Source organism: Intrasporangium chromatireducens Q5-1, from assembly GCF_000576575.1.
Taxonomy (GTDB): domain Bacteria; phylum Actinomycetota; class Actinomycetes; order Actinomycetales; family Dermatophilaceae; genus Intrasporangium_A; species Intrasporangium_A chromatireducens.
The window spans coordinates 23647-49060 of sequence record NZ_AWQS01000009.1 but is presented as its reverse complement, the minus strand read 5'-3'; the positions used below and the strand labels follow the sequence as shown (position 1 = coordinate 49060).

The window sequence follows — 25414 nt, the reverse complement described above, 5'->3', positions numbered from 1 at the left end:
GCCCCAAGGCCACAGTCCGTCGAAAGGCCACAACCCGTCGTGGGCCTCACCGGGCTGGGAGGCCAGCGGCACGTGGAGCTGGCTGAGCGGCATACGACCCGGTGCTCTTGGGGGACTGGGCGGGATGCCCGAATCGTCCGGTTGCACCCAGCCGCGGACGCTAACCTCTGCAGGTGAGCCGGATCCGGGACTACCTGTTTGTGCGCCACCGGCACAACTGGGTGCTCCTGCTGCGCTTCGGCATGGTCGGCGCGTCCGGCGTGCTCGTCAACATGGTCGTGCTGGTCCTCGTGAAGCGGCTCGGCCCCGACCCGGACGGCGCGGTCCTGCCGATCCCGTTCACGGACTTCAACGTGCGGTGGTACCACCTCTACTCGACGGTCGCGTTCCTCGCCGCCAACCTGTGGAACTTTCAGCTCAACCGGTCCTGGACCTTCCACAGCGCCGGACACCAACGGTGGTGGCGCGAGTACTGGCCCTTCCTCGTCGTCGGATTCGTCGGCCAGGCCATCGGGCTCGTCCTGCTCACGCTCCTGATGCACCCGGGCTCGTTCCTCGCCCTGCCCACCTCGGTCCTCGACGACTCGACCGGTCTGCGGACCCGGCTCTACTGGGCGCAGCTGATCGTCATCGCGGTCGTGACGCCGCTGTCGTTCATCCTCAACAAGGTGTGGACCTTTGCCGCAGTGCGGGCCCCGCGTCCGACCCCCGGCGCGCCGGAGGTCGGGGCCGGCTCCCCGACTACGCTTGGTCGTCGTGACTGAGCCGAAACGTGCCCCCGGAGGTTTCCCCGTCGTCGGAGTCGTCGGCGGTGGCCAGCTCGCGCGCATGATGCAGGGCCCGGCCATCGAGCTCGGCATCCAGCTGTCCGTCCTCGCCGAGGACGCTTATGCCGCAGCGGCGCTCGCGATCCCGTCGGCACCCGTCGGCGAGCACACGGATCTGGAGATGATCCGCAAGTTCGCCGCGTCGTGCGACGTCGTCACCTTCGACCACGAGCACGTGCCGCAGGATGTCCTGGCTGCGCTCGAGGCCGACGGAGTCGTGATGCACCCGACGCCCGCGGCGCTGCGGCACGCGCAGGACAAGCTCGTCATGCGTCGCCGGCTGAGCGAGCTTGGGATCGCCTGTCCACGCTGGGCCGTCGCGCGGACGGCCTCGGAGGTGGCGGAGTTCGCCGAGGAGGTCGGCTGGCCGCTCATCGCCAAGACCCCACGCGGAGGGTATGACGGCAAGGGCGTCCTGCTCGCGAGCTCGGTCGACGACATGGCGGAGTGGCTGACCCAGGTGGGCCGCCGGGGCCCCCTCGAGGACGGGCTGCTCCTCGAGGAGCGCGTCGACTTCGTCCGCGAGCTCGCGGTGCTCGTGGCGCGCAGCCCCTCGGGGCAGGCCGCGGCGTGGCCCGTGGTCGAGACGGTCCAGACCGAGGGGATCTGCACCGAGGTGCTCGCGCCGGCGCCGGGCCTCGACGCCGACCTGGCCTCCGTCGTCACGGAGGCGGCGCTGCGGATCGCCGGCGAGCTCGACGTGACCGGGGTCCTGGCGGTCGAGATGTTCGAGGTCCGGCCCGGCGGGGCATCCTCGTCGTCGTCCTACGTTGTGAACGAGCTCGCGATGCGGCCGCACAACTCGGGCCACTGGAGCATGGACGGGGCCGTGACGGGCCAGTTCGAGCAGCACCTGCGCGCGGTCCTCGACCTGCCGTTGGGCGACCCGCGGCCCCGAGCACCGTGGACGGTCATGGCCAACGTGCTGGGCGGTGAGGACGAGGAGCTCTACTCGGCGTACCGGCATATCATGGCCCGCGACCCCGGGGCGAAGATCCACGTCTACGGCAAGGGTGTCCGGCCCAGCCGCAAGATCGGCCACGTCAACGTGTCCTCCGACGACCTGGAGTCGGCCCGCGAGCGGGCCCAGCACGCGGCGGACTACCTGAGGGGAACGGTGAGGGAGTGAGCCCCGTGGACTCGGCGGACTCGATGGACTTGGAGCGCGACGTGGACCTGTCCGCCAAGCGTGCGGTCGTCGGCATCGTCATGGGCAGCGACAGCGACTGGCCGGTCATGCGTGAGGCAGCCAGGGCCCTGCAGGAGTTCGAGATCCCCTTCGAGGCCGACGTCGTCTCGGCGCACCGGATGCCCGACGAGATGGTCGCCTACGGTCAGCAGGCGGCGGCTCGCGGGCTGCGCGTCATCATCGCGGGAGCCGGCGGAGCGGCCCACCTGCCCGGCATGCTCGCGTCCGTCACGCCGTTGCCGGTCGTCGGCGTGCCAGTTCCCCTCAAGTACCTCGACGGCATGGACTCGCTGCTGTCGATCGTGCAGATGCCGGCCGGTGTCCCCGTCGCGACCGTCTCGATCGGCGGGGCCCGCAACGCCGGGCTGCTGGCCGCACGCATCATCGGCTCGTCCGGCGACGAGCTGGGGCAACGGGTGCACGAGCGGATGGTGGCGTTCCAGTCCACGCTCCGGGACCAGGCCCACGCGAAGGGCGCCTCGCTGCGCGATGAGGTGGCCCGGGGCCTCTGACCCCGCGTCGACCGGTCACCTTCTCCGCCTTGACCGGTCACTTCTCCCGCGTTGACCGGTCACCTTCTCCACGTTGACCGGTCACCCTCCCGCAGTCGAGACCCAGGCTGGCCCCTCACGCGTCGCCCGCGGCGCTGCCGTTTATCCACATGCCCTTGAGCGGAGAGGGCTTGTCCACAGCTCCGAGTCGCGTGGCGGCGCTTGGGCCTGCCCTGCAGCAGCCTGAGGTCATGAGCGGACTGAATCTCCCGGACGCGTTACGTACCGGACCCTTCCGACTTGCGGATGGCCTCGAGCAGGGCCTGTCGCTGGCGCAACTGCAGTCGCCCGAGCTGGAAAGGCCCACCCGAGGTGTGCGCATGGCCGACCCTCCGGTGGGGCTGGCTGAACGCGCCCGGGCCTTCGCCCTCGTTCTGCCGGCAGGCGCCGCCTTCTCGCATCTGACTGCCGCCCGGCTATGGGGCTTCCCGATCTCTGCACAGATGGAAAGCGACGAGCGTCTCCACGTGATGGTCGACGGTGCGGATCGCCGGATCCGTCGGCAAGGGGTGGTGGCCCATCGCGGCCTCGACTGCAGAGAGACAGCCCTCGTTGAGGGCCTGCTCACGGTCGGCATCTCCGATACGTGGGTCGACCTGGGGGAGCTGACCGGTCTCGGCAACCCGGTCGGCCTCGACGACCTCATCGTCGCCGGCGACGCCGCTGCTCAGCTGCTGGGAGACGTGTCTCCGCTCCGGGACGCCGTCCTGCGGCGTGTCCGACCAAGGGGCAAGCTGATGCTGCTACCTGCCCTCCGCATGGTCCGATTGGGAGCGGAGTCCGGCATGGAGACACGGGTGAGGTTGCTCTTCGTCAGAGCGGGCCTTCCCGAGCCGGAGCTGAACGGCCTCGTCTGGACGGCCAGAGGCAAGCTGCTCGGCCGAGCGGACATGTTGTGGCGCAGCCGCCGAGTTACGGCCGAGTACCAGGGCGCGCGGTTCCATTCGGCCCCTGACCAGAAGCGTCGTGACAGGAGGCGTCTCCAGGGGTTCCGCGCCGATGGCTGGCGAGTCGGCGAGATCTGGGCCGATGACATGCGTACACCGGAGGCACGTCGCGACTGCGTGTTGCGGTTCGCCCGGCTGCTTCGGGTCAGCGAGGACTCGCTGAACCTTGATGCATGCGAGCCGCCCTTCTTCTCTCAGGAGTACTGGGAGGCGATGCTCGACCGCCGGGCCCGTCGACGGCACCAACAGCGTCTCGTCACCCGGTGACGGCCGCGGACCCGTCGCCGGGTATCAGCCGTGGGAACTCGATCTTGGGGCAGGTGTCCATGACGACGTGGAGGCCGGCAGCTTCTGCGCGGGCCGCGGCATCTTCGTCAATGACGCCGAGCTGCAGCCAGAGCGACTCGATGCCCAGCCGACCCTTCTGATCGATCGCTTCATCGACGAGCGGTGCCACATGCTCGCTGTTGACGAAGTAGTCCACCACGTTGACCTTGGTCCCGGCCGGGATATCCGCGAGGGAGGCGTAGGCCTGCGCTCCGTGCACGGGCAGCGCCTTGGGGTGAATCGGGATGAGCTGCATCCCGAGCTCGAGCTGTAGCCACTTCGACACTCCGAAGGCAGTGCGCTCCGGGTTGTCGCCCAGTCCGACGACCGCCCATGTGGCGGGCGTCGTGAGCAGGTCCCGGATGACTGCTGGATCGTTGCGGTGGGCTGTCATGCCCCCATCCTCACATGCGGGCACCTGAGCAAACGGGAGCGGCGTCACCGCCATCTGGCGTGAGCATGTTGGGCCCAGCCCACAGAGCGCATTGGCTGCTGAGGAAGATGACCGGTCGACGGGGGGAAGGTGACCGGTCGAGGGAGGCAATGTGACCGGTCGACGCGGGGAAGGTGACCGGTCGAGGGAGGCAATGTGACCGGTCGGCGGGGGTTGGGTCCGTGCAAGGATGGCGGTCATGCGCTTTGGAATCTTCGTGCCCCAAGGCTGGCGGATGGACCTCGTCGGCATCGACCCCGACCAGCAGTGGGACGCCATGAACGGTCTCGCCCGCTACTTCGACGAGGGGGACACCTTCGAGTCGATCTGGGTCTTCGACCACTTCCACACCGTCCCCGCCCCGACCGAGGAGGCGACGCACGAGGCCTGGTCGCTCATGGCCGGCCTCGCCGCCACGACGAACCGCGTCCGGCTCGGCCAGATGTGCACCTGCATGAGCTACCGCAACCCCGCGTACCTCGCCAAGGTCGCTGCCACCGTCGACCACATTTCCGGTGGCCGGGTCGAGATGGGCATCGGTGCCGGCTGGTACGAGCAGGAGTGGCGGGCCTACGGTTACGGGTTCCCTTCTGCGAAGGAGCGGCTCGGCCGGCTGCGCGAGGGCGTCCAGATCTTCCGCGACATGTGGACCAACGGCCGCGCCACCCTCGACGGCGACTACTACCAGGTCGACGAGGCCCGCTGCTACCCCCGCCCCCTCCAGGGGACGACTGCCCCGGGAAGCAAGCTCAACGGCATACCGATGTGGATCGCCGGCGGCGGCGAGAAGGTCACCCTGAAGATCGTCGCCCAGTACGCCGACTACGCGAACGTCGACGGGACGCCCGAGGTGTTCGCCCACAAGAGCGAGGTGCTGCGCAAGCACTGTGAGGACCTCGGGCGCGACTTCGACTCCATCACACGCACGGCCGACTACAACGTGTTCATCGCGGAGACGCAGTCCGAGCTGGAGGACCGCTTCCGGTTCTACGAGGAGACGCTGCGCAAGGGCGGCATCCCTGAGGCGAGGATCGAGAGCAACGTGGCCGCGATGCGGCGCGGGCCGGCTGTCGGCACGCCCGAGCAGATCGTCGAGGCGCTCAAGGGCCTTGCCGGCATGGGCCTCAGCTATGCCATCACGAACTTCTTCGAGGCGGCCTACGACCGCTCCGGGATCGAGCTGTTCGAGTCGCAGGTCGTGCCGGCCCTGCGCGGCTGACGGGTGCCGGCTGGACGGCTCACCAGGCCGTCCAGCCGCCGTCGACGGCGACCGTCTGTCCCGTCACGTACGCCGACGCGTCCGACGCGAGCCACGTGACGACCCCGCGGAAGTCGTCCTCCGTGCCCATCCGCGCGAGCGGGGTGAGCCGTTCGTACCGCTCCACGAACGCCGGGTCCTGCCCGCGCGCGATCCCACCCGGGGCGAACGCGTTGACCCGGATGTCGGGGGCGAGCACGGTTGCCAGATAACGGGTCAGCTGGGCGATGCCGCCCTTGGAGGCTGCGTAGGCTGCGGGGTTGCCCATGCGCGTCCCCTCGTAGAGGCCCATATTGGGACCGACGAGCCCGTAGATGCTCGAGACGTTGATGACGCTCCCGTGGCCCCCGGCCCGCAGCAGGGGAGCCAGCCGTCGGGTCAGCGAGAACGGTGCAAGGAGGTTGAGCTGCAGCGCCAGCGCGAACGCCTCGTCGGTCTGCTCCTCGAACGGCACGGCATAACCCGGCACCCCGGACGTGCCCGTGAAGGCGGCGTTGTTGACGAGGACGTCGCACGCCTGCAGCTCCTCGGCGCAGTCCACCACGGCCGAAATCCCCTCGGGTGCAAGAAGATCGGCCGGGCATGCGACGTGGTCAGTGCCGGGCAGCGCCGCCACCGTCGTCGCACAGGCCGGTCCGTCGAGGTCGACGACGACGACCCGGGCACCCGCCCGGGCCAGGGCGTCGGACAGGACCGAGCCGAGCGGCCCCGCCCCACCGGTCACGATCGCCGTCCGACCGGTGAGGTCGGTGCTCCCGTCAGCCATCACGGTCCTTTCGTGCTGTGTCACCGTGCGCGGCGACGGACTGCTCGGTGAGCCAGGGCAGCTCGATGAGTCCGGCGTCGACGAGCGCCTCGATGAGCCGGAACTCGTACTCGTCGTCGATGGAGAAGGCCTGCGCCTCGGGGATCTCCAGCCCGGCGTGCCGGCCCTCGTCGAACCAGGACCCCTCGAGCCGCCGGACGAAGTCGGCCCTCCACAGGTAGAAGTTGCCGTTGATCCGCAGGAACCGTGGTACGTCCTGGCGGCGGGTCACGCCCGTCCCCGCGTCGAAGAACCTCGTCAGCTCGCCGAGCTGCCCGGACTCCCCAGCGGGGCGGACGCCGACCCAGACCGGGTTGAAGGTCGGCTCCGAGACGCTGATCACGCCGTCCAGGGACGGGTTCTCGGCCAGCTGTCTGGCCGCCTCGTCGAACTGGCGCGGCACCCGCGCGGGGCTCGTTGGGTCGAGAAGGAGGACAGCGTCATACGGGCGGCCCTCCTCCCGCTCCACGCTCTCGAGCGCATGGCGCACGACCGGGCCCATCGGGGTGTCGTCCTGCGCGAGCCGGGCGGGCCGCAGGAACGGGACGTCACCGCCGTGGTCCCGCGCGACCTCCGCGATCTCCTCGGAGTCGGTCGTCACGACGCAGCGCGTGACCGCCGGGGAGAGTGCTGCGGCCCGCAGACTGTGGACGATGAGCGGCAGACCCGCCAGCTCGCGGATGTTCTTGCCGGGCAGGCCCTTGGACCCACCCCGGGCGGGTACGACGGCCAGGATCCGGCTCACGAGAGAGCCCTCGCGCGGTCGCACACCTCGAGCGCGGCCAGCCCCTCGCGGAGGGTGGCCGGAGCCCCCGCGGTATGCCGCTCAGCCGCTGAGGTGGTCGGGTGCAGTTCCAGCGCGGCGCGGGCCTGGGTGGCCATGACGGTGTCGCGGTCAAGGTCCTCGGGGAAGTGGCGCTCGGCCGTGGCCCCCCGAGCGTCGGCGGATCGCACGCGCGCCGTCGCCACGGACCATGAGACGGAGCCGCCGGCGCTGCGGATGACCGTGCCGCGGGACGCGGGTCGGGTCACGTAGTCGAGCCGCGTCGTCCCGGTCGCACGGGCCGTGGCCCACAGGAGGGTGGCTGCCTGCTCGGCCGCCAGGTCGAGGGGGCCGTCGTGCTCGAGGTGGGCGCCGAGCAGGCTCGGCTCACCGAACAGGACCATGGCGTAGTCGATCTCGTGGACCAGGTCCCGCAGGACGCCACCCTCGTCGGGGCGTGCCGAGTAGCTCTCGCGATAGTCGCGACCCGACCGCCAGTCTGGCAGCCAGGACTGGCACCACACCTGGGCCGAGAGCCGCCCCTCGAGGCGCGTCACCTCGGCAAGGAGGTGCCGGAAGGCGGCGTGCGCGCGTAACGGGGCGGCCACCCACACGTCGTCCCCTCGGGGATGGGCCGCGAGCTGTGCGGCAGCCGCGCGCGTGGGGGCGACGGGCTTCTCGAGGAGCACGCGGCCCGCCCCACGATCGAGCGCCTCGACCGTGTCGCTGACGTGCCGTCCGGTGTCGGTCGCGACGACGACCAGGTCGGCGCCGGCGACGGCATCCGGACCCGAATTGTCGTCGAGGAGCGGGACCCCGGTGGCCTCGTCCTGACGGAGCGGACCTCGCGACCGGAGCGGCCAGAGCCGCACGTCGGCGCCCAGGCTGCGGAAGACCCGCGCGTGGCGCTGCCCGATGGAGCCGGCGCCGCGGACCACGACGGTCGCTGTCACGTCCGGCCTCCTTCGTCCTAGTAGGTTCACATCGTGGCAGATTCTCCGGATCCACTGGTCCCGGGCGACCCCGCCCCGGCCGCGGCGGACCGGACCGGGAGCGCACGGCGGGTGGCCGTGCACTCCCTCGCCTACGTCGGGGGAGCGGCCCTGCAGGGCCTGGGGATCCTGCTCATCATCCCGTTCGCGACCCGCCTGCTGGGCCCGGCGGAGTTCGGCCGGGTCGCGACGGGGCTCGTCGTCGTGCAGATGGTCGGCACCCTCGCCGCGGCGGGGCTGCCGCAGGTGATCATCCGGGAGCACCACCGTGGCCGCGAGGGACCAAGGGTCGCCCGCGCCCTCGCCGGCACGATGGTCCTGCTGGCCCTCACCGTGGGCGTGGCGGGCGCGGTCGTGCTGCTCGTCCTGTCCGCGCTGACCCCGGTCTCGCTCGGCGTCGGCGCCGCGGTCGTCGTCGCCGCGGTCGCCCTGACGATCGTGGTGGCCGCCCAGTCGCTCATGCGCGCACAGCTGCGGCCGGCCAGCTTCCTCGCGCTCGCGGTGCTCGCCACGGTGGTCGCCCAGCTCGCCGGGCTGATCGCCGCCCGCGGCAGCCGCAGCGCCGCGACGTACCTCGCCGCCTACGCGGGCGTGCTCGTCGTCGCCGCCGTCGTGGCGGTCGTCATCGGTCGGCCGCTTTCACCCACCGTCGAGCGGGACCGGACCCGGGCCGGCATCCGACTTGCTGCGCCCCTGCTACCACAGGCCGTCGCCATGCTCGGCCTGCTCATGGGCGATGTGCTGCTGGCCCGATGGCTCCTCGGGGAGGCTGCGGCCGGCGGCTACCAGGTGGCACTCCAGCTCGGCAACATGCCCTTCGTCCTGTCGACCGCGCTGTTCAACGCGTGGAGCCCCCTCGTCCTGTCGCACCCCGTCGACAGGCGGGCGCGCTTCACGGCTCGGACGGGCAGTGTCCTGACGATCGTCGTCGGGCTGGGCGCGCTCGGGGTGGCGCTGCTCGGCCCGTGGCTCGCCGCCGTCATGGCGCCCGCGAGCTTCGGGCACGCTGACCTCGTGCGCACGCTGGCGTGGCTCGTGGGGGTCGCCGTGCTCTACATGCTCTACCAGGGCGGCTCCCTGGCCGTCCTGGACGCGGAACGAACGGGCCGGCTCGCCTGGGCGGCTCTCGCGGCTCTCGCGCTCCTCGTCCTTGCCGCCCTCCCGCTGTCGGCGTTCGGAATCGCCGGAATCGCCGTCGCGAAGCTGCTCGGCTATCTCGTCCTCGTCGCCGCGACGACCGGCTTCGCCTACCGCCACTCCCGGCTGCGCTGGCCCCGTGCGACGCTCACCTTCACCGCCCTCACCGTGGCCGCGGCTGGAGCGGTCGGCTGGCTCGGGGTGACGGGCGCCGGCGCCTGGACCCGGGCCGCTCTCGCCGTCGTCGTCGCAGGCATCGCCGTCGCCCTCGCGCCGCGCGTCCTGCGCACGCTACGTGGCTAGGATGACGACGCCCGATCCCATCGCTCAGGAGGCCCTCGTCCCGTGGTGACGCCGCTGGTCCACATGGGGCTCGGGTACGACGATCTCCTCGTCCCCGCCCTCGTGCACGCCGGGTTCGACACCCGAGACCTCATCCTCGTCGTGCGCACCGACGCGAACCTCAGCTGGGTCGGCCGCCACACGCCCCGGGCGACGGTCGTGCGCCTGCCCTACGCGCAGGCCCGCCGCGCCAACGCCGTGTCCGGGCTCGCTCCGCACGCCGCCCTCAAGCGTGCCTGCGCCGGGGTGGGTCTCGACGTGCTCGACCTGCTCGTGTGCGAGCGGGCGCTGCGCCGCAACCGCGTCGACACGGCCATGAACTTCCTCAACCTGGCGGCAGAGGAGCTCGAGGCGGCCATCGCCGGACGTGGCCCCATCCTCGCCCTGACCGAGTTCACCGTGACCTCTGAGCTGCTCACGGCCGGGCTCGTGACCCACCACGGCGGCCTCGCGACCTGGCCACGCGGCATACGGCTGCCGTCCGACCGCTTCGGACTGATCGGCGCACCCAAGGGCATCACGCTCTTCGAGCGTCCGATCGAGGACCCGGACGCCGTGGCTGCGGGGGAGCGCTACCTCGCCACGTGGCGGGAGGAGCAGGGCCGGCCCATGGGTTTCGCCCGGAACCTCAAGGTCGAGTCGGGCCAGGAGATCTGGCGGCTGGCGACCGACCGGCTCAAGGAGTTTGCCCGCGACCGCGGCCGCAACCTGCAGCTGCCGAAGCCGACGGACTACGCGCGCCTGCCCTGGCTCAACCCCCTCAAGGCGCGCCTGAACCTGCACGAGTACCGGACCCGTCGATGGGACCCGGTGCCCGACCGCTTCGTGTTCCTGCCGCTGCAGGTGCAGCCCGAGTCGAGCATCGACGTCATGGGGCAGGAGTGGCGCGACCAGGCCTATACCGCGCGGGTCCTCGCCGACGCCCTGGCGCCGCTCGGCATCGGCGTCGCCGTCAAGGAGCACGCGCACTTCATGTGGCGCCGCGACCTCGACTTCTGGCCCCAGTTCGACGTGCACCCCAACATCGCGACGGTCGACCCATTCGCCGACTCGCGCGAGCTGATGAAGCGTGCGGTCTTCACGGTGACAGCCACCGGGACTGTCGGGCTCGAGGCAGCGCTGCTCGGCCTGCCCGTCGTCACCGGGGCCCCCATGCCGTGGAGCGAGCTCGGTTGTGTCGCACGGCTGCGCGACCCCGACGAGCTGCCCGACTTCGTGGCGCGCCGCGGCTGGGAGGAGCTGCGCGAGGAGGAGACGCGCATCGAGGAGTGGTTCGCGCACCGCTACGTGCGCAACTCCTGGCAGGGACTCGTCCTCGACCCCCCGCGGGTCCCCGAGGTCCTCTCCGCGGGCAACATCCGCCGCGTCGGTGCGGCATTCGCCGAGGCGGCCGGCGCCCTCGGCCAGGCGGGGGGCGCCGCATGACGGAGTGGTATGCCGCTCAGCCGGCACCACGCCAGACCACCAGGGGTGGGGCTGAGCCTGTGGACGGGTCCGGGTGGGTCGTCTTCGGCGCGGGCGGGCACGCACGCGCCGTGGTCGACGTCCTCGAACGGCTGGGCGAGACTGTCGCCGCAGTCGTGGGCGACGCGCAGGGCTCGACCTGGCACGTCGAGGTGATCGCCGACGACACAGCCGGGCTCGCCCTCGTCACCGACCAGCGGCTCCGTGCCGCGGTCGCGATCGGGGCCGCCGGCCCGCGGCTTCGCACGCTGGGGCAGCTGCGGGAGACGGCAGGCCGGGGTGGAGGAGCTGGGCGCCCGATCGAGGAGGTCGCCCCGGCGGTCGTGGCGACGAGCGCCACCGTGGCCCGCACCGCCGTGCTGGGCGCCGGCACGATCGTGCTCGAGCACGCCCACGTCGGTCCCGCCAGCCGGGTCGGCGACGGCGTCATCGTCAACACCGGCGCCATCGTCGAGCACGACTGCACGCTCGGCGACGGGGTCCACGTCGCGCCGGGGGCCGCCCTGCTGGGAGGTGCCAGCGTCGGGCCGCGCACGCTCGTCGGGTCGGGCGCCCGGGTGCTGCCACGGGTGACGGTCGGCAGTGACGTCACGGTGGGGGCCGGGGCAGTCGTCGTCCGCAGCGTCGAGGACGGGCTCGTCGTCCTCGGCGTGCCGGCCACCAGCGCAGCCGCAGCAACCGGAGGAGCATCATGAGAACCGTTCACCTCGGCAGCTGGCACCTGCCCCAGCCCCAGGCCGTCCACGTGATCGCCGAGGCCGGGGTCAACCACAACGGCGATCTCGAGCTCGCCCACCGGCTGGTCGACATCGCAGCGGGTGCCGGCGCCGACTCCGTCAAGTTCCAGACGTTCGATCCGGCCAAGCTCGTCTCCGCGACGGCGAGCACGACGCGCTACCAGCGTGACCGCGGCGGCAGCGCCGACCAGCGCTCCCTCCTCGAGGCGCTGACGCTGCCAGCCTCCGCCTGGGCGGAGCTGCAGGACCACGCCGCGCAGGAAGGGCTCGCCTTCCTGTCCACCCCGTTCGACCTCGACAGTGCCGAGCTGCTCGTGGGGCTGGGGGTGCCGGCGCTCAAGGTGAGCTCCGGCGAGCTGACCAACCTGCCGTACCTTCGGGCGCTCGCGTCGCTCGGCGTGACGCTGCTCGTCTCGACGGGCATGGGCACCGCCGACGAGGTCGCCGACGCGGTCGAGGCGTGCCAGGAGGCTCCCGGCCTCGTCCTGTTCCACTGCGTGTCGGCCTATCCGGCGCCGGTCCAGGAGTGCAACCTGCTCGTCATCCCTCGACTGATGGAGCAGCACGGGGTGCCCGTCGGCTGGTCGGACCACACGCCGGGCCTCACGACGGCCCTGGGTGCGGTTGCGCTGGGGGCGCCGATCCTCGAGAAGCACTTCACCGCCGACCGCACCCTGCCGGGCCCCGACCATCTGGCGAGCCTCGAGCCCGACGATCTCGCACACTACGTGCGCGAGACGAAGCTGCTCGCTCAAGCCCTCGGCGACGGCGTCAAACGCCGGATGCCCTCCGAGGAGGAGAACGCCACGCTCGTGCGGCGCTCCTGGCACGCCGCGACCGACCTTCCGGCCGGCACCGTGCTGAACCGTGCCGACCTCACCCTGCTGCGCCCCGAGGACGGCATCAGCCCGGCCGTGGACGTCGGCGGCCGGCGCCTCGCGCGGGCCGTCCGTGCGGGCGCACCGCTCACCGACACGGATCTCGCTCCCTGATGCCGGACCGAGTCGTCGCCGTCTTCGTCGGCACCCGTGCAGACCTCGGGCCGCTCGCGCCCGTCATCACCGCCATCGCCGACGCGCCTGACCTCACGTTGCGCGTCCTCACGGGCGTCATGTACGCCGCTGACGACCTCGCCGCGGCGCTGCCCGGACCCCGGACTGCCGAGGAGTGGAGACCGCTCGTGCGTCCGCTCGCAGACCCGATGAAGGCTGTCACTGCCGACGCGCAGGTCGCACAGGGTGCCCGCCTGGCTGCTGGCGTGGGGCGCGCGGTCCGCGACGAGGGGATCGACGTGATTGTCGTGCTCGGGGACCGGTGGGAGCTGCTCGACGTGGTCCCGCCTGCCTTCCTGCTCGGCGTCCCCATCGTGCACCTGCACGGCGGCGAGGTCACGGAGGGGGCCGTCGACGAGCGCATCCGGCACGCCGTGACGAAGCTGGCCGACGAGCACTGCGTTGCATCAGCGGACGCGGCCACGCGACTGCGCCAGCTGGGGGAGCCGGAGCAGCGGGTCCACGTGACCGGAGCGCCGGGCCTGGACCGGCTGACCTCGGTCCGGCCCATGAGCGACCACGAGATCGCCTGTCTGACAGGGCTACCCGCGATCCAGCGTCCCCTTGCCCTCTTCACCTACCACCCCGCGACGACGGCTGGAGTAGCACGCGTCGGTCCCTGGTCCCGAGAAGCACTCGAGGCCACCTTGGAGGTCTGCGGCACGGTCATCGCGACACATCCCGGGATGGACGCCGGCCGTGAGGGCATCCTCGCCGCGCTCGACGAGCTGGGCCATGCCCATGCCGATCGGCTCGCGGTTGTGCCTGCGCTCGGTCGGGACTATCCCCGCGTCCTCGCGGCGGTCGACGTCGTCGTCGGCAACTCCTCGTCGGGAATCATTGAGGCCGCCACCGTGCGGGTGCCCGCCGTCGACGTCGGCGACCGGCAGCTTGGGCGGCTGCGCGGCGAGAACGTGCTGCACAGCCGCGAGGGACGGAGCCATGTCGCACACGCCCTCCGGGAGGCACTGTCACCCGACTTCCGGGAGCGTACCGGTCACGCGTCCAACCCGTATGGCACCGGCGAAGCCGCGGAGCGCATCCTCGATATCGTTCGACGTGCAGGATCCGCCGGTCGGGCGAAGCCGTTCGTCGACCTGGACTGCACCCAGAAGGAGCGCAACGGATGACGTCACGGGACCTCCGGGCCGGTTGCGCGCCCAGGGCGGCGAGCATCCGCGACGCGCTCATCGTCATCGACCGGAGCGCCACCTCCGTCTGCCTCCTCGTCGACGAGGAGGATCGCCTCTTCGGGCTCGTCACCGACGGGGATCTTCGCCGCGCCCTGCTGAGGGGCGTCGGCCTCGACGCGCCGGCGCTCGAGCACGCGACCACGAGTCCCCACGTCGTCGAGTCGGGCACGTCCCGGGCCGCAGTGCTCGACCTGATGTCGGCGCTGCGGATCTCGGCCGTGCCGGAGGTCGACGCGGACGGCGTGCTCGTGGGCCTGCACACCCTGTCCGACGTCGTCGGGGCCGACGCTCTGCCGAACGTCGCGGTCATCATGGCCGGTGGCCGGGGGACGCGCCTCGGCGAGCTGACCAAGAACACGCCCAAGCCGCTCATGACGGTCGCCGGCCGCACGATCCTCGAGTGGATCGTGCTCGGGCTCGTTGGTGACGGCATCCGGGACATCTACGTCAGCGTCAACTACCTCGCGGAGCAGATCGAGGAGCACCTCCGCGACGGCAGCCGGCTCGGCTGCACCGTCCGCTACCTGCGTGAGGACCCGGAGCGGCCACTCGGCACGGCCGGTTCGCTCACTCTTCTCAGGCAGGAGCGGCCCGACCTGGACCACCCGGTCCTCGTCATGAACGGCGACCTCATGGTCCAGTTCGACGCGGCGAAGCTCCTCGACGTGCACCAACGCTCACACGCGGTCCTCACGGTGGCGACGCGCAGCTACCAGCACGAGGTGCCCTTCGGTGTCGTCGAGAGCGAGGACGGACGCGTCAGCGGCATCGTCGAGAAGCCGACGCTCAACTTCGACATCAACGCGGCGGTCTACGCCGTCGAGCCACGTGCGCTGGAGTGGCTGCCCGAGGGGCGCGCGAGCACGATGCCCGGCCTCGTCGAGACGTGCCTCGAACGGGACGAGGTCGTCACGGCGTGGCCGATCCGGTCCGACTGGATCGACGTGGGGACGCCCGAGGATCTCGCCCGAGCAAAGGGCCACCTGTGAGCGGCAGCAGGCTGAACGGCATACGTCTCGAGGAAGGGACCACGATGGAAGCGCGCCCGATGAGCGAGTCGATCGCCGGAAGAACCGTCCTGGTGACAGGGTCGGACGGCTTCATCGGGAGCCACGTCGTGGAGCGACTCATCTCCGACGGTGCGCGGGTGCGCGCGTTCTGCCTCTACAACTCGAACGGCTCGACCGGTTGGCTGGACGAGTCGGCCCCCTTCCGCAGGGCCGTGCAGGACGGACAGGCCGAGATCGTGCTGGGTGACATCCGCGACCCCGAACACGTCGCTGCCTCGGTCGAGGCCGTCGACGTCGTGCTCCACCTGGCCGCGCTCATCGCGATCCCGTTCTCCTATGTCGCCCCCCGGTCGTACGTCGAGACCAACGTCATCGGCACCCTCAACGTCCTCGAGGCCGTGCGTCGGCACGGCACCCCACGGATGGTGAACACGTCGACCTCGGAGGTCTACGGCACCCCGGAGGAGGTGCCCATCACGGAGGCGCATCCGCTGCGCGGCCAGTCGCCCTACAGCGCGACGAAGATCAGCGCCGACAAGATGTGCGAGTCCTATGCGCTCTCGTTCGAGACGCCGGTGACGGTGCTGCGGCCGTTCAACACCTTCGGCCCGCGGCAGTCGACGCGCGCGGTCATCCCCACCGTCCTGTCGCAGCTGCTGGCCGGTGCCCGCGAGCTGCGCCTTGGTGACCTGTCGCCTAAGCGGGACTTCACCTATGTCGCCGACACGGCCGACGGATTCGTGCGTGCCGCGCTCGCCGACGTGGCTCCCGGCACGGTGATCCAGCTCGGCACGGGTCGGACCGAATCGGTGGGCCACATCGTCGACCTGTGCCGCAAGGTCACGGGCAACGACGCTGAGGTCGTGACGGAGACCGAACGCATCCGGCCTGAGGGCTCGGAGGTCCAGGTTCTCCTGTCGGACCCGTCGCGCGCGCACGAGCTGCTCGGCTGGGCGCCGAGCGTGTCGCTCGAGGACGGGCTGGCACAGACCGCGGAATGGCTCCGGCCACGGGTCGACCCCGAGACCGTGGCGAGGTACCACCGATGAGCGAGGCACACGCCCCGGGCGCCCGAGGTCCGGAAGGGACGATCCCGCTCGCGGTGCCCAACATCGGCGACCTCGAGCGTCGCTATGTCCTCGAAGCGGTGGAGTCGGGGTTCGTCTCGTCCGTCGGGCCCTTCGTGGCGGAGTTCGAGCGGCGGTTCGCCGAGCGGGTCGGGGCCAAGCACGCCGTGGCGTGCTCGACGGGCACCGCTGCGATCCACATCGGGCTGATCCTGCTCGGCGTCAGGCGGGGCGACGACGTGGTGTGCTCGGACTTCACGTTCGTCGGGTCGGTGGCGCCGATCGCCTACCTCGGTGCGAGACCGGTGCTGGTCGACAGCGAGGAGCGCACCTGGAACCTCGACCCCGCTCTGCTGGCCGAGGAGCTCGAGCGGCGGGCCCGGGTGGGGGAGGCGATGCCGAAGGTGGTCGAGGTCGTCCATGCGCTGGGGCAGCCGGCCGACCTGGCGCCGATCGTCGAGGTCTGCGAACGCTTCGGTGTCGCGATCCTCGAGGATGCGGCAGAGTCGCTGGGCTCTGGGTGGTCCACCGGGCCGCTTGCGGGCCGGCAGACCGGAACCGTCGGCGCGGTCGGTTGCTTCTCCTTCAACGGCAACAAGATCGCGACGACCGGGGGCGGCGGCATGATCGTCACGGACGACGACGAGCTTGCCGCTCGCGCCCGTCATCTCACGACCCAGGCGAAGGTGGCCGACGTCGGCTACCTGCACGACGAGGTGGGCTACAACTACCGCCTGACCAACCTCGCCGCGGGGCTGGGGCTTGCCCAGCTGGAGCGTCTGGATGAGTTCGTCGGAGCCAAGCACCGGATCGCCGCCCGCTATGACGTCGCCTTTGCCGACCTGCCGCTCGTGCTTCCGCCCCGGCTGGCGGGTCTCGACGCGACCTACTGGCTCTACTCCGTGCTCGTTCCGGAAACGGACGGCCGTGGACGGGACGAGCTGCTCGGGCATCTGTCTGAGCGGGGCGTCGGAGCCAGAGCGCTCTGGCGACCGCTGCACCTGCAGCCGCCCTACGCGGGCGCCCCGGTCGTGGGCGGGACGGTGGGGCAGGCGCTCTTCGAGCGCGGGGTGTCGCTGCCCTGCGCAACCGAGCTCACCGAGGCCGACCAGGACCGTGTCGTCCGGGCGGTCCGCTCGTTCTTCTCCTGACGTGCGTCGCATCGACAGGCCGGCCCACGGGCCGGCCTGTCGATGTTGCCTCCGGTCAGGCCTTCGCCGCGGCGAAGCCCTGCTCGAGGTCGGCCAGGATGTCGTCGATGTGCTCGATGCCGACGGACAGCCGGACGAGTCCGGGGGTGACCCCGGCGGCGAGGCGGTCCTCATCGGGCCCCTGCGAGTGCGTCGTCGACGCCGGGTGGATCACCAGGGACCTGACGTCGCCGATGTTCGCGACGTGGCTGTGCAGGGTGAGGCCCTCGACGAACTTCTTGCCGGCATCGAGGCCGCCCTTGATCTCGAAGGCGAGGACCGCTCCGGCGCCCTTCGGGACGTACTTCTGGGCCAGCTGGTAGTTCGGGTCCTCGGGCAGCGAGGCCCAGACCACCTTCTCCACCTGGTCGTGGCCCTGCAGGAACGCCGCCACCTTGTGGGTGTTCTCGATGTGCCGCTCGACGCGGAGGCTCAGCGTCTCGATGCCCTGGCCGATGAGGAAGGCGTTGAACGGGGAGATCGCGTTGCCGAGGTCGCGCAGCAGCTGCACGCGTGCCTTGAGGATGAAGGCGAGGTTGACGCCGAAGGCGCCGTCCTTGCCCAAGTCCCGGGCATAGACGAGGCCGTGGTAGCTCGGGTCGGGCTGGTTGTAGTTCGGGAACCGCTCCGGGTCCTTGCCGAAGTCGAAGTTGCCGGAGTCGACAATGGCTCCCGCGATGCTCGTGCCGTGGCCGCCAAGGTACTTCGTGGCGGCGTGCACCACGATGTCTGCGCCGTGCTCGATGGGGCGCAGCAGGTAGGGCGTCGCGATCGTGTTGTCCACGACGAGCGGGACACCGATCTCGTGTGCGACTGCGGCGACCCCCTCGATGTCGAGGATGTCGGACTTCGGGTTGGCGATCGACTCGCCGAAGAAGAGCTTGGTGTTCGGCCGGGCTGCGGCACGCCAAGCTTCCGGGTCGGCCGTGTTCTCGACAAACGTCACCTCGATGCCGAGCTTGGGCAGCGTGTTCTGGAAGAGGTTCACCGTGCCGCCATAGAGCGCCGGGCTCGCGACGACGTGGTCACCGGCCTCGGCAATGTTGACGATGGCATAGAAGGTCGCCGACATGCCGGAGCTGAGCAGGAGCGCCCCGACGCCGCCCTCGAGGGAGGCGATGCGCTTCTCGATCGCGTCCTGGGTCGGATTCATGATCCGGGTGTAGATGTTCCCCATCTCGGAGAGCGCGAAGAGGTTCTTCGCGTGCTCGGTGTCATTGAAGACGTACGAGGTCGTCTGGTAGATCGGCAGGGCCCGGGCGCCGGTCGCAGGGTCGGCCTGCTCCTGGCCCACGTGGACCTGGCGCGTCTCGAAGGACCAGTTCGGGGTGTCAGTCATCGTGCTTCCTCATATCCCGTGTGCTCGGTCTCGGTGCCCGACGGCACCGACGTCTCTCATCGGTGCGGGAGAAGGCTCTCCGCGCTTGCCGACGGACGGTGTCCGTCGACCTGGTCCTCACCCGGGGCACCCCACCGCGGTCTGGGAGGGTTGCCGGCCAGCGAGCCGGGGCTTCGCACTGGCACTCATGACCTTGCACTGCAGCATAGGTGACCCCTCTGCTGTATGCCGCCCACGTCCTCATCGTGGACAGCGGCCGTGGGGACGGGGAAGCACGAGCGACTATCGTGGGTCCGATTCCAGGGCTTCCCGGGAGCGAGGATGTACCTCTCGACCCTCTCGACGCGGGAGTCGTACGCCGAACAGAAAGCGTGATGCAGTAGTGAAGGTCCTGAGCGTGGTCGGAGCACGGCCGCAGTTCGTCAAACTCGCGCCGATCGCCGCCGAATTGGAGCGTCGCGGCGACGAGCACGTCATCGTCCACACCGGCCAGCACTACGACGTCAACATGAGCGACGTGTTCTTCAGCGACCTTGGCATTGCGGCTCCCGACGATCACCTGGCAGTCGGCTCGGACACCCATGGCCGGCAGACGGGCGCCATGCTGGCTGCCATGGACGAGGTGCTCGAGCGCCACCAGCCGGACTGGGTCCTGGTCTACGGAGACACGAACTCGACGATTGCGGGCGCACTGGCGGCGGTGAAGTCGCACATTCGCGTCGCGCACCTCGAGGCCGGCCTGCGGTCCTTCAACCGGCGCATGCCGGAAGAGCACAACCGAGTGATGACCGATCATGCTGCCGATCTCTGCCTGGCACCCACGGAGGTGGCCATGGCGCACCTTCGTGAGGAGGGCCTCAGTGATCGAAGTGTCCTGGTAGGGGACGTCATGACCGACGTGCTGTACCAAGTACGTGATCGCGTGGTCGGCGAGGAACCGGCCGTGCCGGCGCAACTGGCAAGCGAACCGTTCCGGGTCGCGACGCTCCATCGAGCGGAGAACACGGACGATCCGCATCGCTTGGCGGCAATCATCAAGGCCTTGGGTTCCCTGCCCGAACCGACGCTCCTACTGGCTCATCCCCGTCTACGTGCACGGGCAGCCGAGCAGGGGCTCGACCTCGCGGTCGGCTCACTCGTGGTCTCCGATCCGCTGGCCTACCCACAGCTGGTGTCGGCCGTGATGGCAAGTATCGGGGTCGTCACCGACTCGGGCGGCCTTCAGAAGGAGGCGTTCCTCCTGCGTGTGCCTTGCGTCACGGTACGGAGCGAGACGGAATGGACCGAGACTGTCGACCTCGGATGGAACGTTCTCGCAGAGGACCCGGCGCAGTTGCCCGAGGCGGTTCTTTCCCTCGACCCTCATGCGACGACGGCCGCTCCCTACGGCGACGGCCACGCCGCCCGTCGAGCGATCGAGGCCATCTTGGCGCACGGTGGGAGCCGTGCGTGCAGCAGATAGCATGCAGTCGTGACGAGCCCAGACTTCGATTTCTTCAGGATCTCCGAGGACCATGAGACCCTTCGCCAAGCGGTGCGGGCCGTGGCCGAGGACAAGATCGCCCCCTTCGCCGCCGCGGTGGATGAGGAGGCGCGCTATCCCCAGGAGGCCCAGGATGCCCTGGTTGCCTCGGACTTCTTCGCGCCGCACGTGCCCGCCGAGTATGGCGGGGTGGGTGCCGACGCGCTCGCCACCTGCATCGTCATCGAAGAGGTCGCGCGCGTCTGTGCCTCGAGTTCGCTCATCCCTGCTGTCAACAAGCTCGGATCCCTACCGCTGATCCTCGCCGGCAATGAAGACCTGAAACGACGCTACCTGTCGCCTTTGGCCGCTGGTATGGCCGGTTTCTCGTATGGCCTGTCGGAACGGGAGGCGGGCTCCGACACAGCCTCGATGAAGACCCGAGCGGTCCCCGATGGGGACGGCTGGGTCTTGACTGGGCAGAAGTCATGGATCACGAATGCCGGCGTTTCGGAGTACTACACAGTGCTGGCCGTGACAGACCCGGACGGCAAGCGAGGAAGTAACATCACTGCCTTCGTCGTGGAGAAGTCGGACTCCGGGTTCACCTTTGGTGAGAAGGAGCGCAAGCTCGGGATCAAGGGCAGTCCCACGCGCGAGTTGCACTTTGACCATGTCCGCATCCCTGGCGACCGCATCGTGGGCAAGGTCGGTGATGGACTGAAGATCGCCCTGCGGACTCTCGACCACACTCGTGTGACCATTGGCGCCCAAGCCGTGGGACTCGCCCAGGGAGCACTCGACGCGGCTCTCTCCTATGTCAAACAGCGCCAGCAGTTCGGCAAGCGCATCGCGGACTTTCAGGGCATTCAGTTCATGTTGGCCGATATGGCGATGGAGCTAGAGGCGGCCCGACAGATGGTCTATGTCGCGGCGGCGAAGTCGGAGCGGGAGGACAAAGACTTGGCCTTTTTTGGTGCCGCGGCCAAATGCTATGCGTCCGACGTCGCGATGAAGGTCACGACGGATGCGGTACAGCTGCTGGGCGGGGCCGGCTACACGCGTGACTTCCCACTGGAACGCATGCTGCGTGACGCGAAGATCACCCAGATCTACGAGGGGACCAATCAGATTCAGCGCATCGTCGTGGCGCGCCAGCTGCTCAAGTGAGCGGCACCACATCCGTGGGCAACCTCGAGTCACTGGATGGCTGGGCTCCTTCGCAGCCTCCGACAGTGAGCGTTATCCTCCCCATCCTCAACGAGGAGCGGCATCTGGCAGACGCGGTGGCGATGGTATTGGGCCAGGACTATCCGGGCTCACTGGAGATCGTTCTCGCGCTCGGGCCTTCGCGGGACGCCACCGACGAGGTTGCGGCCAGCCTCATGGCTTCCGATTCCCGGGTCAGGTGTGTCTCGAACCCGAGCGGGCGCACGCCAGACGCTCTCAACGCCGCCATCGCCGCCTCCACTGGTGACGTCATCGTCCGCGTCGACGGTCACTCGGAGATCCCGCCGTATTACGTGTCGACCGCAGTCACCGAACTGATTCGCGTTGGCGCCGACAACGTGGGTGGGATCATGGACGCCCAAGGCACCAATGACTTCGAGCGGGCAGTCGCGTGCGCCATGCGAAGCAAGGTCGGTGTCGGCAACTCTGCTTTTCACGTCGGTGGGTCCGCGGGGGAGGCGGAGACTGTGTACCTCGGTGTATTTCGACGAGCTGCACTTGAGCGCGTGGGCGGCTACGACACGCACTTCGCCCGGGCACAGGACTGGGAGATGAACCACCGCATTCGCGAGTCAGGCGGCAGGGTGTGGTTCACGCCGGATCTCAAGGTCACCTACCGCCCGCGCGGGACCGTGCGCGCCCTCGCGAGGCAGTACTTCCACTACGGCCGCTGGCGTCGGATCGTCGCGCGCTACCACGATGGCACCATCAATGCTCGCTACCTGGCGCCCCCCACCATGGTGGTCGCGACGACGACGGCGACTCTGATTGGTTTCGCATGGCCAGCGGCATGGCTGGTCCCGCTCGCTTACGCCGGCGCCGTCCTCTGTGGCGGACTCGCCATCAGCCGCGGGGAGACGGCCAGAACGCGAGCCTTGACACCCCTCGTCCTCGGGATCATGCACTGGTCGTGGGGGCTCGGGTTTCTCACCAGTCCGCGAGGCTTGGCACGATGAGTGGTCGGTCCGTGCTCATGCTTGTATGGACCTCCGTGGCCACCGACACTCGTGTGCTCCGCGAGGCGGAGGCACTGGCCAAGGCGGGCAGCCGGGTGCACATCATCGGGCGCGCGGTCCCCGAGAGCTTCAGGCCACCTGATGGAATCACGATCGGTAGTGCCGGGAGACCACCTCTGTCGGCGGGGCGCACCCGTCGCCGGACCCGACCGGAGCGAGTCGCTCGATGGGTGTTGCTCTCGTCGCACGTCGCGCGCCGGATGAAGGAGTGGCAGACCGCGGCCGAGCAGCTCGCCCTCGAGTGGGCGCACCAGCACGGAGTCCCGGATGTCGTTCATGCCCATGACTTCAGCGCGCTGCCACCGGGGCACCGGCTGGCCAGTCAGTGGTCGGTGCCGCTTGTGTATGACACGCACGAGTATTGGGTCGGGCGTCCGGTGGAGGGCCTTCGTGACCCCCTGAGACAGCGTCGCGAACGGCTCCTGGAGGGGGAACTCGGGCGCGACGCAGCGGCTGTCATCACTGTCGGGGAAGGTGTGGCCAGAGCGCTGCGCCAAGACCATCCGTGCTGGCCCCCCATCACGGTCGTGCGCAACACCTTCCCTTCGCGTGCTGCCCCGCCCTCGCCCGCTGCCGCCCCAGGCGGCCTGGTGTATGCGGGCCGGCTGGCGGCGTTCAGGGAACTGGAGGTGGTGGCGCAGGCCAGTCTTGCGCTCGATCTGCCGATCACACTGGTGGGGCCGGCGGACGACTCGTGGCTTGCTGGCTTCGATCCAGGCCGGGCGGTCGTGCTGCCGAGCGAGCCACTGCGCGCAGTCGATGAGCGACTGCGGAGGGCGGGGGTCGCCTTGGTCACACACTCCGATCGGTGGCCCAACCACCGGCTCGCGCTCCCGAACAAGCTCTTTCACGCAGTCAGCCTGGGCATCCCGGTCATCGCGACGGACGTCGGTGAACTTGGCGCAATGGTGCGGGAACACGGGCTCGGAACGGTCTACCGACCTGGTGACCCGGATGACATGGCGCGCGCCGTGCACGATCTCGTCACGGACTACCCGATGCACCAGGCTTCGGTCGCACGTGCACGTCCGATGCTCTCCTGGGAACAGGACTCGCAGGCGCTCCGGCGCCTCTACCAAGGTCTGGCGGACGCGGACTGAGTCTCCGAGGTGTCGACTACACTCGGCCCGTCGTCGCGACCCGGCGATACGTTGGAAAGGCAGAAACATGAGCTCCGAAAGCCCGGTGGCCCTTGGCGGCTCCCGCCAGGACTTCACCCCCCCGGTGCACATCTACGAGCCGCACAGGGCCGGCATCCCGAACCTCGGGCCCTACATCAGGGAACTCTGGCGGCGACGCGAGTTCGCGAGTGAGAGTTCGAAAGCGGCGCTGCGCTCGGAGAACACCCTCACGGTCTTCGGCCAGGTATGGATGGTCCTCAATCCATTGCTCCTGGCGGGGGTCTACTACCTCCTCGTGTCTGTGCTTTCGGGCAAACCACAGGGATGGGGATACTTCTCGCACCTGACCGGGGGCCTCTTCGCCTTCTACTTCGTCTCCAACTCGATGATGTCGGGCGCCCAGTCGATCGTGGGCGGTGGAAAGCTCCTGCTCAATACATCGTTTCCCCGGCTCCTCATGCCGTTCGCCGCGGTCCGGACCGCCTTTTTCCGGTTCCTGCCGACGGTGCCCGTCTATCTCCTCTTCCACGTGCTTGCCGGCAACCCCTGGAACTTGGGGACGCTCAGTGCGCTCGCTTTCCTGTTCCTGCTCGTGATCTTCAGCCTGGGTATTGCGGCCTTCTTCGCCACGATCCAGGTCTACTTCCGCGACGCCACGAGCTTTCTGCCCTACCTGAACCGCATCTGGCTCTATGTGTCGCCTGTCCTGATCACCATCGACAAGATGCCGAAGGAACTGCGCAGTCTTGGAGAGATCAACCCCCTCTTCTCCCTGCTGGGTGGCTACACCGAGGCCCTCGTCAGCGGGACAGTGCCGAGCCTCCGACTGTGGCTCTTCGCCAGTGGGTGGTCCGTCGCAGCACTCGTCATCGGCTCGTTGTTCTTCATCTCGAGGGAGCGTGATTTCGCTGTCCGCATTTTCTGAGAGCCCACCAGCCGTCAAGGTGCAGAATCTCTCGATCACCTACCGGACGACGATGGAGCGCGTCCCAACCTTCAAGAACGCTCTTGTCCGCTTCGGACGGGGCGAGCGAGCCGTTCGAGAGATCCACGCGGTCGACGATGTGTCCTTCGAGGTGGGCGAGGGCACCTCGCTGGGAATCATCGGCAACAATGGTGCCGGCAAATCCACCCTCATGCGCGCACTCGCAGGGATTCTGCCGCCGACGAAGGGCCGCATCGAGGTACGTGGCCGTATCACCCCGCTGCTGGCGCTCGGGGTCGGGTTCAACAACAACCTCAGCGGCCGGGAAAACATCATCCTGGGTGGCCTCGCCAGCGGACTGTCCCGCAAAGAGGTCGAAGCGCGAACGGACCTGGTGACGGAGTTCGCGGGGCTTGAGGAGTTCATCGATGCGCCCATGCGTACCTATTCGTCCGGCATGTACAGCCGACTCGCCTTCTCTGTGGCCGTCAACATGAATCCCGACATCCTCATGATCGACGAGGCGCTGTCCGCGGGCGACGCGACATTCAAGACCAAGGCTGCCGAGAAGATGGATGAACTCCGGCGCCAGGCCCGCGCCATGTTCTTGGTGAGTCACTCGCTCGGCTCGATCAAAGAACTGTGCAACGAGTGCATCTGGCTTCACAAGGGGCGACTGATGATGCACGGGGAGCCAGAGGAAGTCATCGAGGCGTATCAGAAATTCGTCAACGTGGGTCCCTCAGCCATGACGCTCGACGACCTGTGAACAAATCCGGTCGAAGCTGAGGGTGCGCCGTGGTGGACATCAGCATCGTCACGAGTGGCCACGACGTCAGCGATGCGCGGATCCACCGGATCTGTGCGGCTCTGCTCGACGAAGGGCTTCGCGTCGAGGTGTGGGGTCTCGGATCGAAGGACAGTGGCCCCCCGGACGTCGTGACACGGACAACCCGAAGGCCAGGGATCGGCGCACGCGCCCTCGTGGCCATTCGGTTGGCCATGCGGGCTCGTGGACGTGTTCTCCTGGCCCTCGA

24 protein-coding genes, 1 pseudogene and 1 riboswitch are annotated in these 25414 nt (G+C 69.5%); of the genes and pseudogenes, 20 read left to right on the top strand and 5 right to left on the bottom strand.

Translation table 11 applies throughout. From position 1 onward, the window contains the following. Positions 1 to 173 precede the first annotated feature (173 nt). From N864_RS02445 to N864_RS02430, 4 genes are all read left to right on the top strand, one after another. Positions 174 to 764, top strand: coding sequence for a GtrA family protein (locus N864_RS02445; RefSeq protein ID WP_240474177.1), 591 nt, complete (start codon positions 174 to 176; stop codon positions 762 to 764). Beyond that, entirely contained in the window at positions 757 to 1956 is a 1200-nt protein-coding gene (locus N864_RS02440) for a 5-(carboxyamino)imidazole ribonucleotide synthase (protein ID WP_034713064.1), read from the top strand. The genes N864_RS02445 and N864_RS02440 overlap by 8 nt, the downstream gene beginning before the upstream one ends. A gap of 23 nt (positions 1957 to 1979) precedes the next feature. Continuing rightward, positions 1980 to 2528: a 5-(carboxyamino)imidazole ribonucleotide mutase gene (gene purE / locus N864_RS02435; protein WP_034713061.1), complete on the top strand. Its 549-nt coding sequence runs from the start codon at positions 1980 to 1982 to the stop codon at positions 2526 to 2528. 359 nt (positions 2529 to 2887) lie between these two features. Further along, a complete protein-coding gene (locus tag N864_RS02430; RefSeq protein WP_155892793.1) occupies positions 2888 to 3781 on the top strand; it encodes a hypothetical protein in 894 nt (297 codons plus the stop codon). Here the strand turns inward: N864_RS02430 and N864_RS02425 are convergent. Beyond that, complete coding sequence (locus tag N864_RS02425; RefSeq protein WP_034713015.1) at positions 3771 to 4235, bottom strand: CoA-binding protein; 465 nt, start codon at positions 4233 to 4235, stop codon at positions 3771 to 3773. The genes N864_RS02430 and N864_RS02425 overlap by 11 nt on opposite strands. A 238-nt stretch (positions 4236 to 4473) precedes the next feature. Between N864_RS02425 and N864_RS02420 the strand changes: the two genes are divergently transcribed. Beyond that, positions 4474 to 5493 (top strand): LLM class F420-dependent oxidoreductase, encoded by a 1020-nt coding sequence (locus N864_RS02420; RefSeq protein ID WP_034713056.1) that lies wholly within the window; start codon positions 4474 to 4476, stop codon positions 5491 to 5493. 19 nt (positions 5494 to 5512) lie between these two features. Here the strand turns inward: N864_RS02420 and N864_RS02415 are convergent, their stop codons facing one another. The 3 genes from N864_RS02415 to N864_RS02405 are packed head-to-tail and all read right to left on the bottom strand — an operon-like array spanning position 5513 to position 8053. After that, positions 5513 to 6298 (bottom strand): SDR family oxidoreductase, encoded by a 786-nt coding sequence (locus tag N864_RS02415; protein ID WP_034713012.1) that lies wholly within the window; start codon positions 6296 to 6298, stop codon positions 5513 to 5515. After that, the gene (locus tag N864_RS02410; RefSeq protein ID WP_034713009.1) at positions 6291 to 7082 is read right to left on the bottom strand and encodes an acylneuraminate cytidylyltransferase family protein; all 792 of its coding nucleotides are present in this window, start codon (positions 7080 to 7082) and stop codon (positions 6291 to 6293) included. The genes N864_RS02415 and N864_RS02410 overlap by 8 nt, the downstream gene beginning before the upstream one ends. After that, positions 7079 to 8053, bottom strand: coding sequence for a Gfo/Idh/MocA family oxidoreductase (locus tag N864_RS02405; protein ID WP_034713006.1), 975 nt, complete (start codon positions 8051 to 8053; stop codon positions 7079 to 7081). The genes N864_RS02410 and N864_RS02405 overlap by 4 nt, the downstream gene beginning before the upstream one ends. A gap of 33 nt (positions 8054 to 8086) precedes the next feature. On the opposite strand from N864_RS02405, the gene N864_RS02400 reads away from it, so the two are divergent. The 8 genes from N864_RS02400 to N864_RS02365 are packed head-to-tail and all read left to right on the top strand — an operon-like array spanning position 8087 to position 17245. Next, the gene (locus N864_RS02400) at positions 8087 to 9532 is read left to right on the top strand and encodes a lipopolysaccharide biosynthesis protein (protein ID WP_240474176.1); all 1446 of its coding nucleotides are present in this window, start codon (positions 8087 to 8089) and stop codon (positions 9530 to 9532) included. A 42-nt stretch (positions 9533 to 9574) separates the two neighbouring features. Continuing rightward, on the top strand, positions 9575 to 10996 hold the full coding sequence (locus N864_RS02395) for a hypothetical protein (RefSeq protein ID WP_240474175.1): 1422 nt from the start codon (positions 9575 to 9577) through the stop codon (positions 10994 to 10996). Then, positions 10993 to 11730, top strand: a complete 738-nt coding sequence (locus tag N864_RS02390; protein WP_081793299.1) for a PglD-related sugar-binding protein — start codon at positions 10993 to 10995, stop codon at positions 11728 to 11730. Before N864_RS02395 ends, N864_RS02390 begins: the two co-directional genes overlap by 4 nt. Further along, positions 11727 to 12764, top strand: a complete 1038-nt coding sequence (locus tag N864_RS02385) for an N-acetylneuraminate synthase family protein (protein ID WP_051518091.1) — start codon at positions 11727 to 11729, stop codon at positions 12762 to 12764. The genes N864_RS02390 and N864_RS02385 overlap by 4 nt, the downstream gene beginning before the upstream one ends. Continuing rightward, positions 12764 to 13954 (top strand): UDP-N-acetylglucosamine 2-epimerase, encoded by a 1191-nt coding sequence (gene neuC, locus N864_RS02380; protein WP_051518090.1) that lies wholly within the window; start codon positions 12764 to 12766, stop codon positions 13952 to 13954. Before N864_RS02385 ends, neuC begins: the two co-directional genes overlap by 1 nt. Continuing rightward, on the top strand, positions 13951 to 15006 hold the full coding sequence (locus tag N864_RS02375) for a nucleotidyltransferase family protein (protein ID WP_034713000.1): 1056 nt from the start codon (positions 13951 to 13953) through the stop codon (positions 15004 to 15006). Before neuC ends, N864_RS02375 begins: the two co-directional genes overlap by 4 nt. 59 nt (positions 15007 to 15065) lie before the next feature. Next, positions 15066 to 16076, top strand: coding sequence for an SDR family NAD(P)-dependent oxidoreductase (locus N864_RS02370; RefSeq protein WP_034712996.1), 1011 nt, complete (start codon positions 15066 to 15068; stop codon positions 16074 to 16076). Then, complete coding sequence (locus tag N864_RS02365) at positions 16073 to 17245, top strand: DegT/DnrJ/EryC1/StrS family aminotransferase (RefSeq protein ID WP_051518088.1); 1173 nt, start codon at positions 16073 to 16075, stop codon at positions 17243 to 17245. Before N864_RS02370 ends, N864_RS02365 begins: the two co-directional genes overlap by 4 nt. Positions 17246 to 17300: 55 nt before the next feature. Here the strand turns inward: N864_RS02365 and N864_RS02360 are convergent, their stop codons facing one another. Next, positions 17301 to 18623 (bottom strand): bifunctional o-acetylhomoserine/o-acetylserine sulfhydrylase, encoded by a 1323-nt coding sequence (locus tag N864_RS02360; RefSeq protein WP_034712995.1) that lies wholly within the window; start codon positions 18621 to 18623, stop codon positions 17301 to 17303. Between the two features lie 76 nt (positions 18624 to 18699). Further along, positions 18700 to 18816, bottom strand: a riboswitch (SAM riboswitch). Between N864_RS02360 and wecB the strand changes: the two genes are divergently transcribed. From wecB to N864_RS02330, 7 genes and pseudogenes are all read left to right on the top strand, one after another. Continuing rightward, a complete protein-coding gene (wecB, locus tag N864_RS02355; RefSeq protein WP_081793301.1) occupies positions 18811 to 20085 on the top strand; it encodes a non-hydrolyzing UDP-N-acetylglucosamine 2-epimerase in 1275 nt (424 codons plus the stop codon). It overlaps the preceding riboswitch by 6 nt. Before the next feature lie 9 nt (positions 20086 to 20094). Next, positions 20095 to 21255, top strand: a complete 1161-nt coding sequence (locus N864_RS02350) for an acyl-CoA dehydrogenase family protein (RefSeq protein ID WP_034712991.1) — start codon at positions 20095 to 20097, stop codon at positions 21253 to 21255. Beyond that, positions 21252 to 22271 (top strand): glycosyltransferase family 2 protein, encoded by a 1020-nt coding sequence (locus N864_RS02345; RefSeq protein ID WP_420805199.1) that lies wholly within the window; start codon positions 21252 to 21254, stop codon positions 22269 to 22271. Before N864_RS02350 ends, N864_RS02345 begins: the two co-directional genes overlap by 4 nt. Then, positions 22268 to 22855 (top strand): annotated as a pseudogene (locus tag N864_RS26365) (glycosyltransferase family 4 protein); the annotation flags it as partial. The gene N864_RS02345 and the pseudogene N864_RS26365, both read left to right, overlap by 4 nt. Before the next feature lie 3 nt (positions 22856 to 22858). Then, positions 22859 to 23431: a glycosyltransferase gene (locus tag N864_RS25895; protein ID WP_240474174.1), complete on the top strand. Its 573-nt coding sequence runs from the start codon at positions 22859 to 22861 to the stop codon at positions 23429 to 23431. 67 nt (positions 23432 to 23498) lie between these two features. Continuing rightward, positions 23499 to 24377, top strand: coding sequence for an ABC transporter permease (locus N864_RS02335; RefSeq protein ID WP_051518086.1), 879 nt, complete (start codon positions 23499 to 23501; stop codon positions 24375 to 24377). Further along, positions 24352 to 25146, top strand: coding sequence for an ABC transporter ATP-binding protein (locus N864_RS02330; protein WP_051518085.1), 795 nt, complete (start codon positions 24352 to 24354; stop codon positions 25144 to 25146). Before N864_RS02335 ends, N864_RS02330 begins: the two co-directional genes overlap by 26 nt. Positions 25147 to 25414 lie beyond the last annotated feature (268 nt).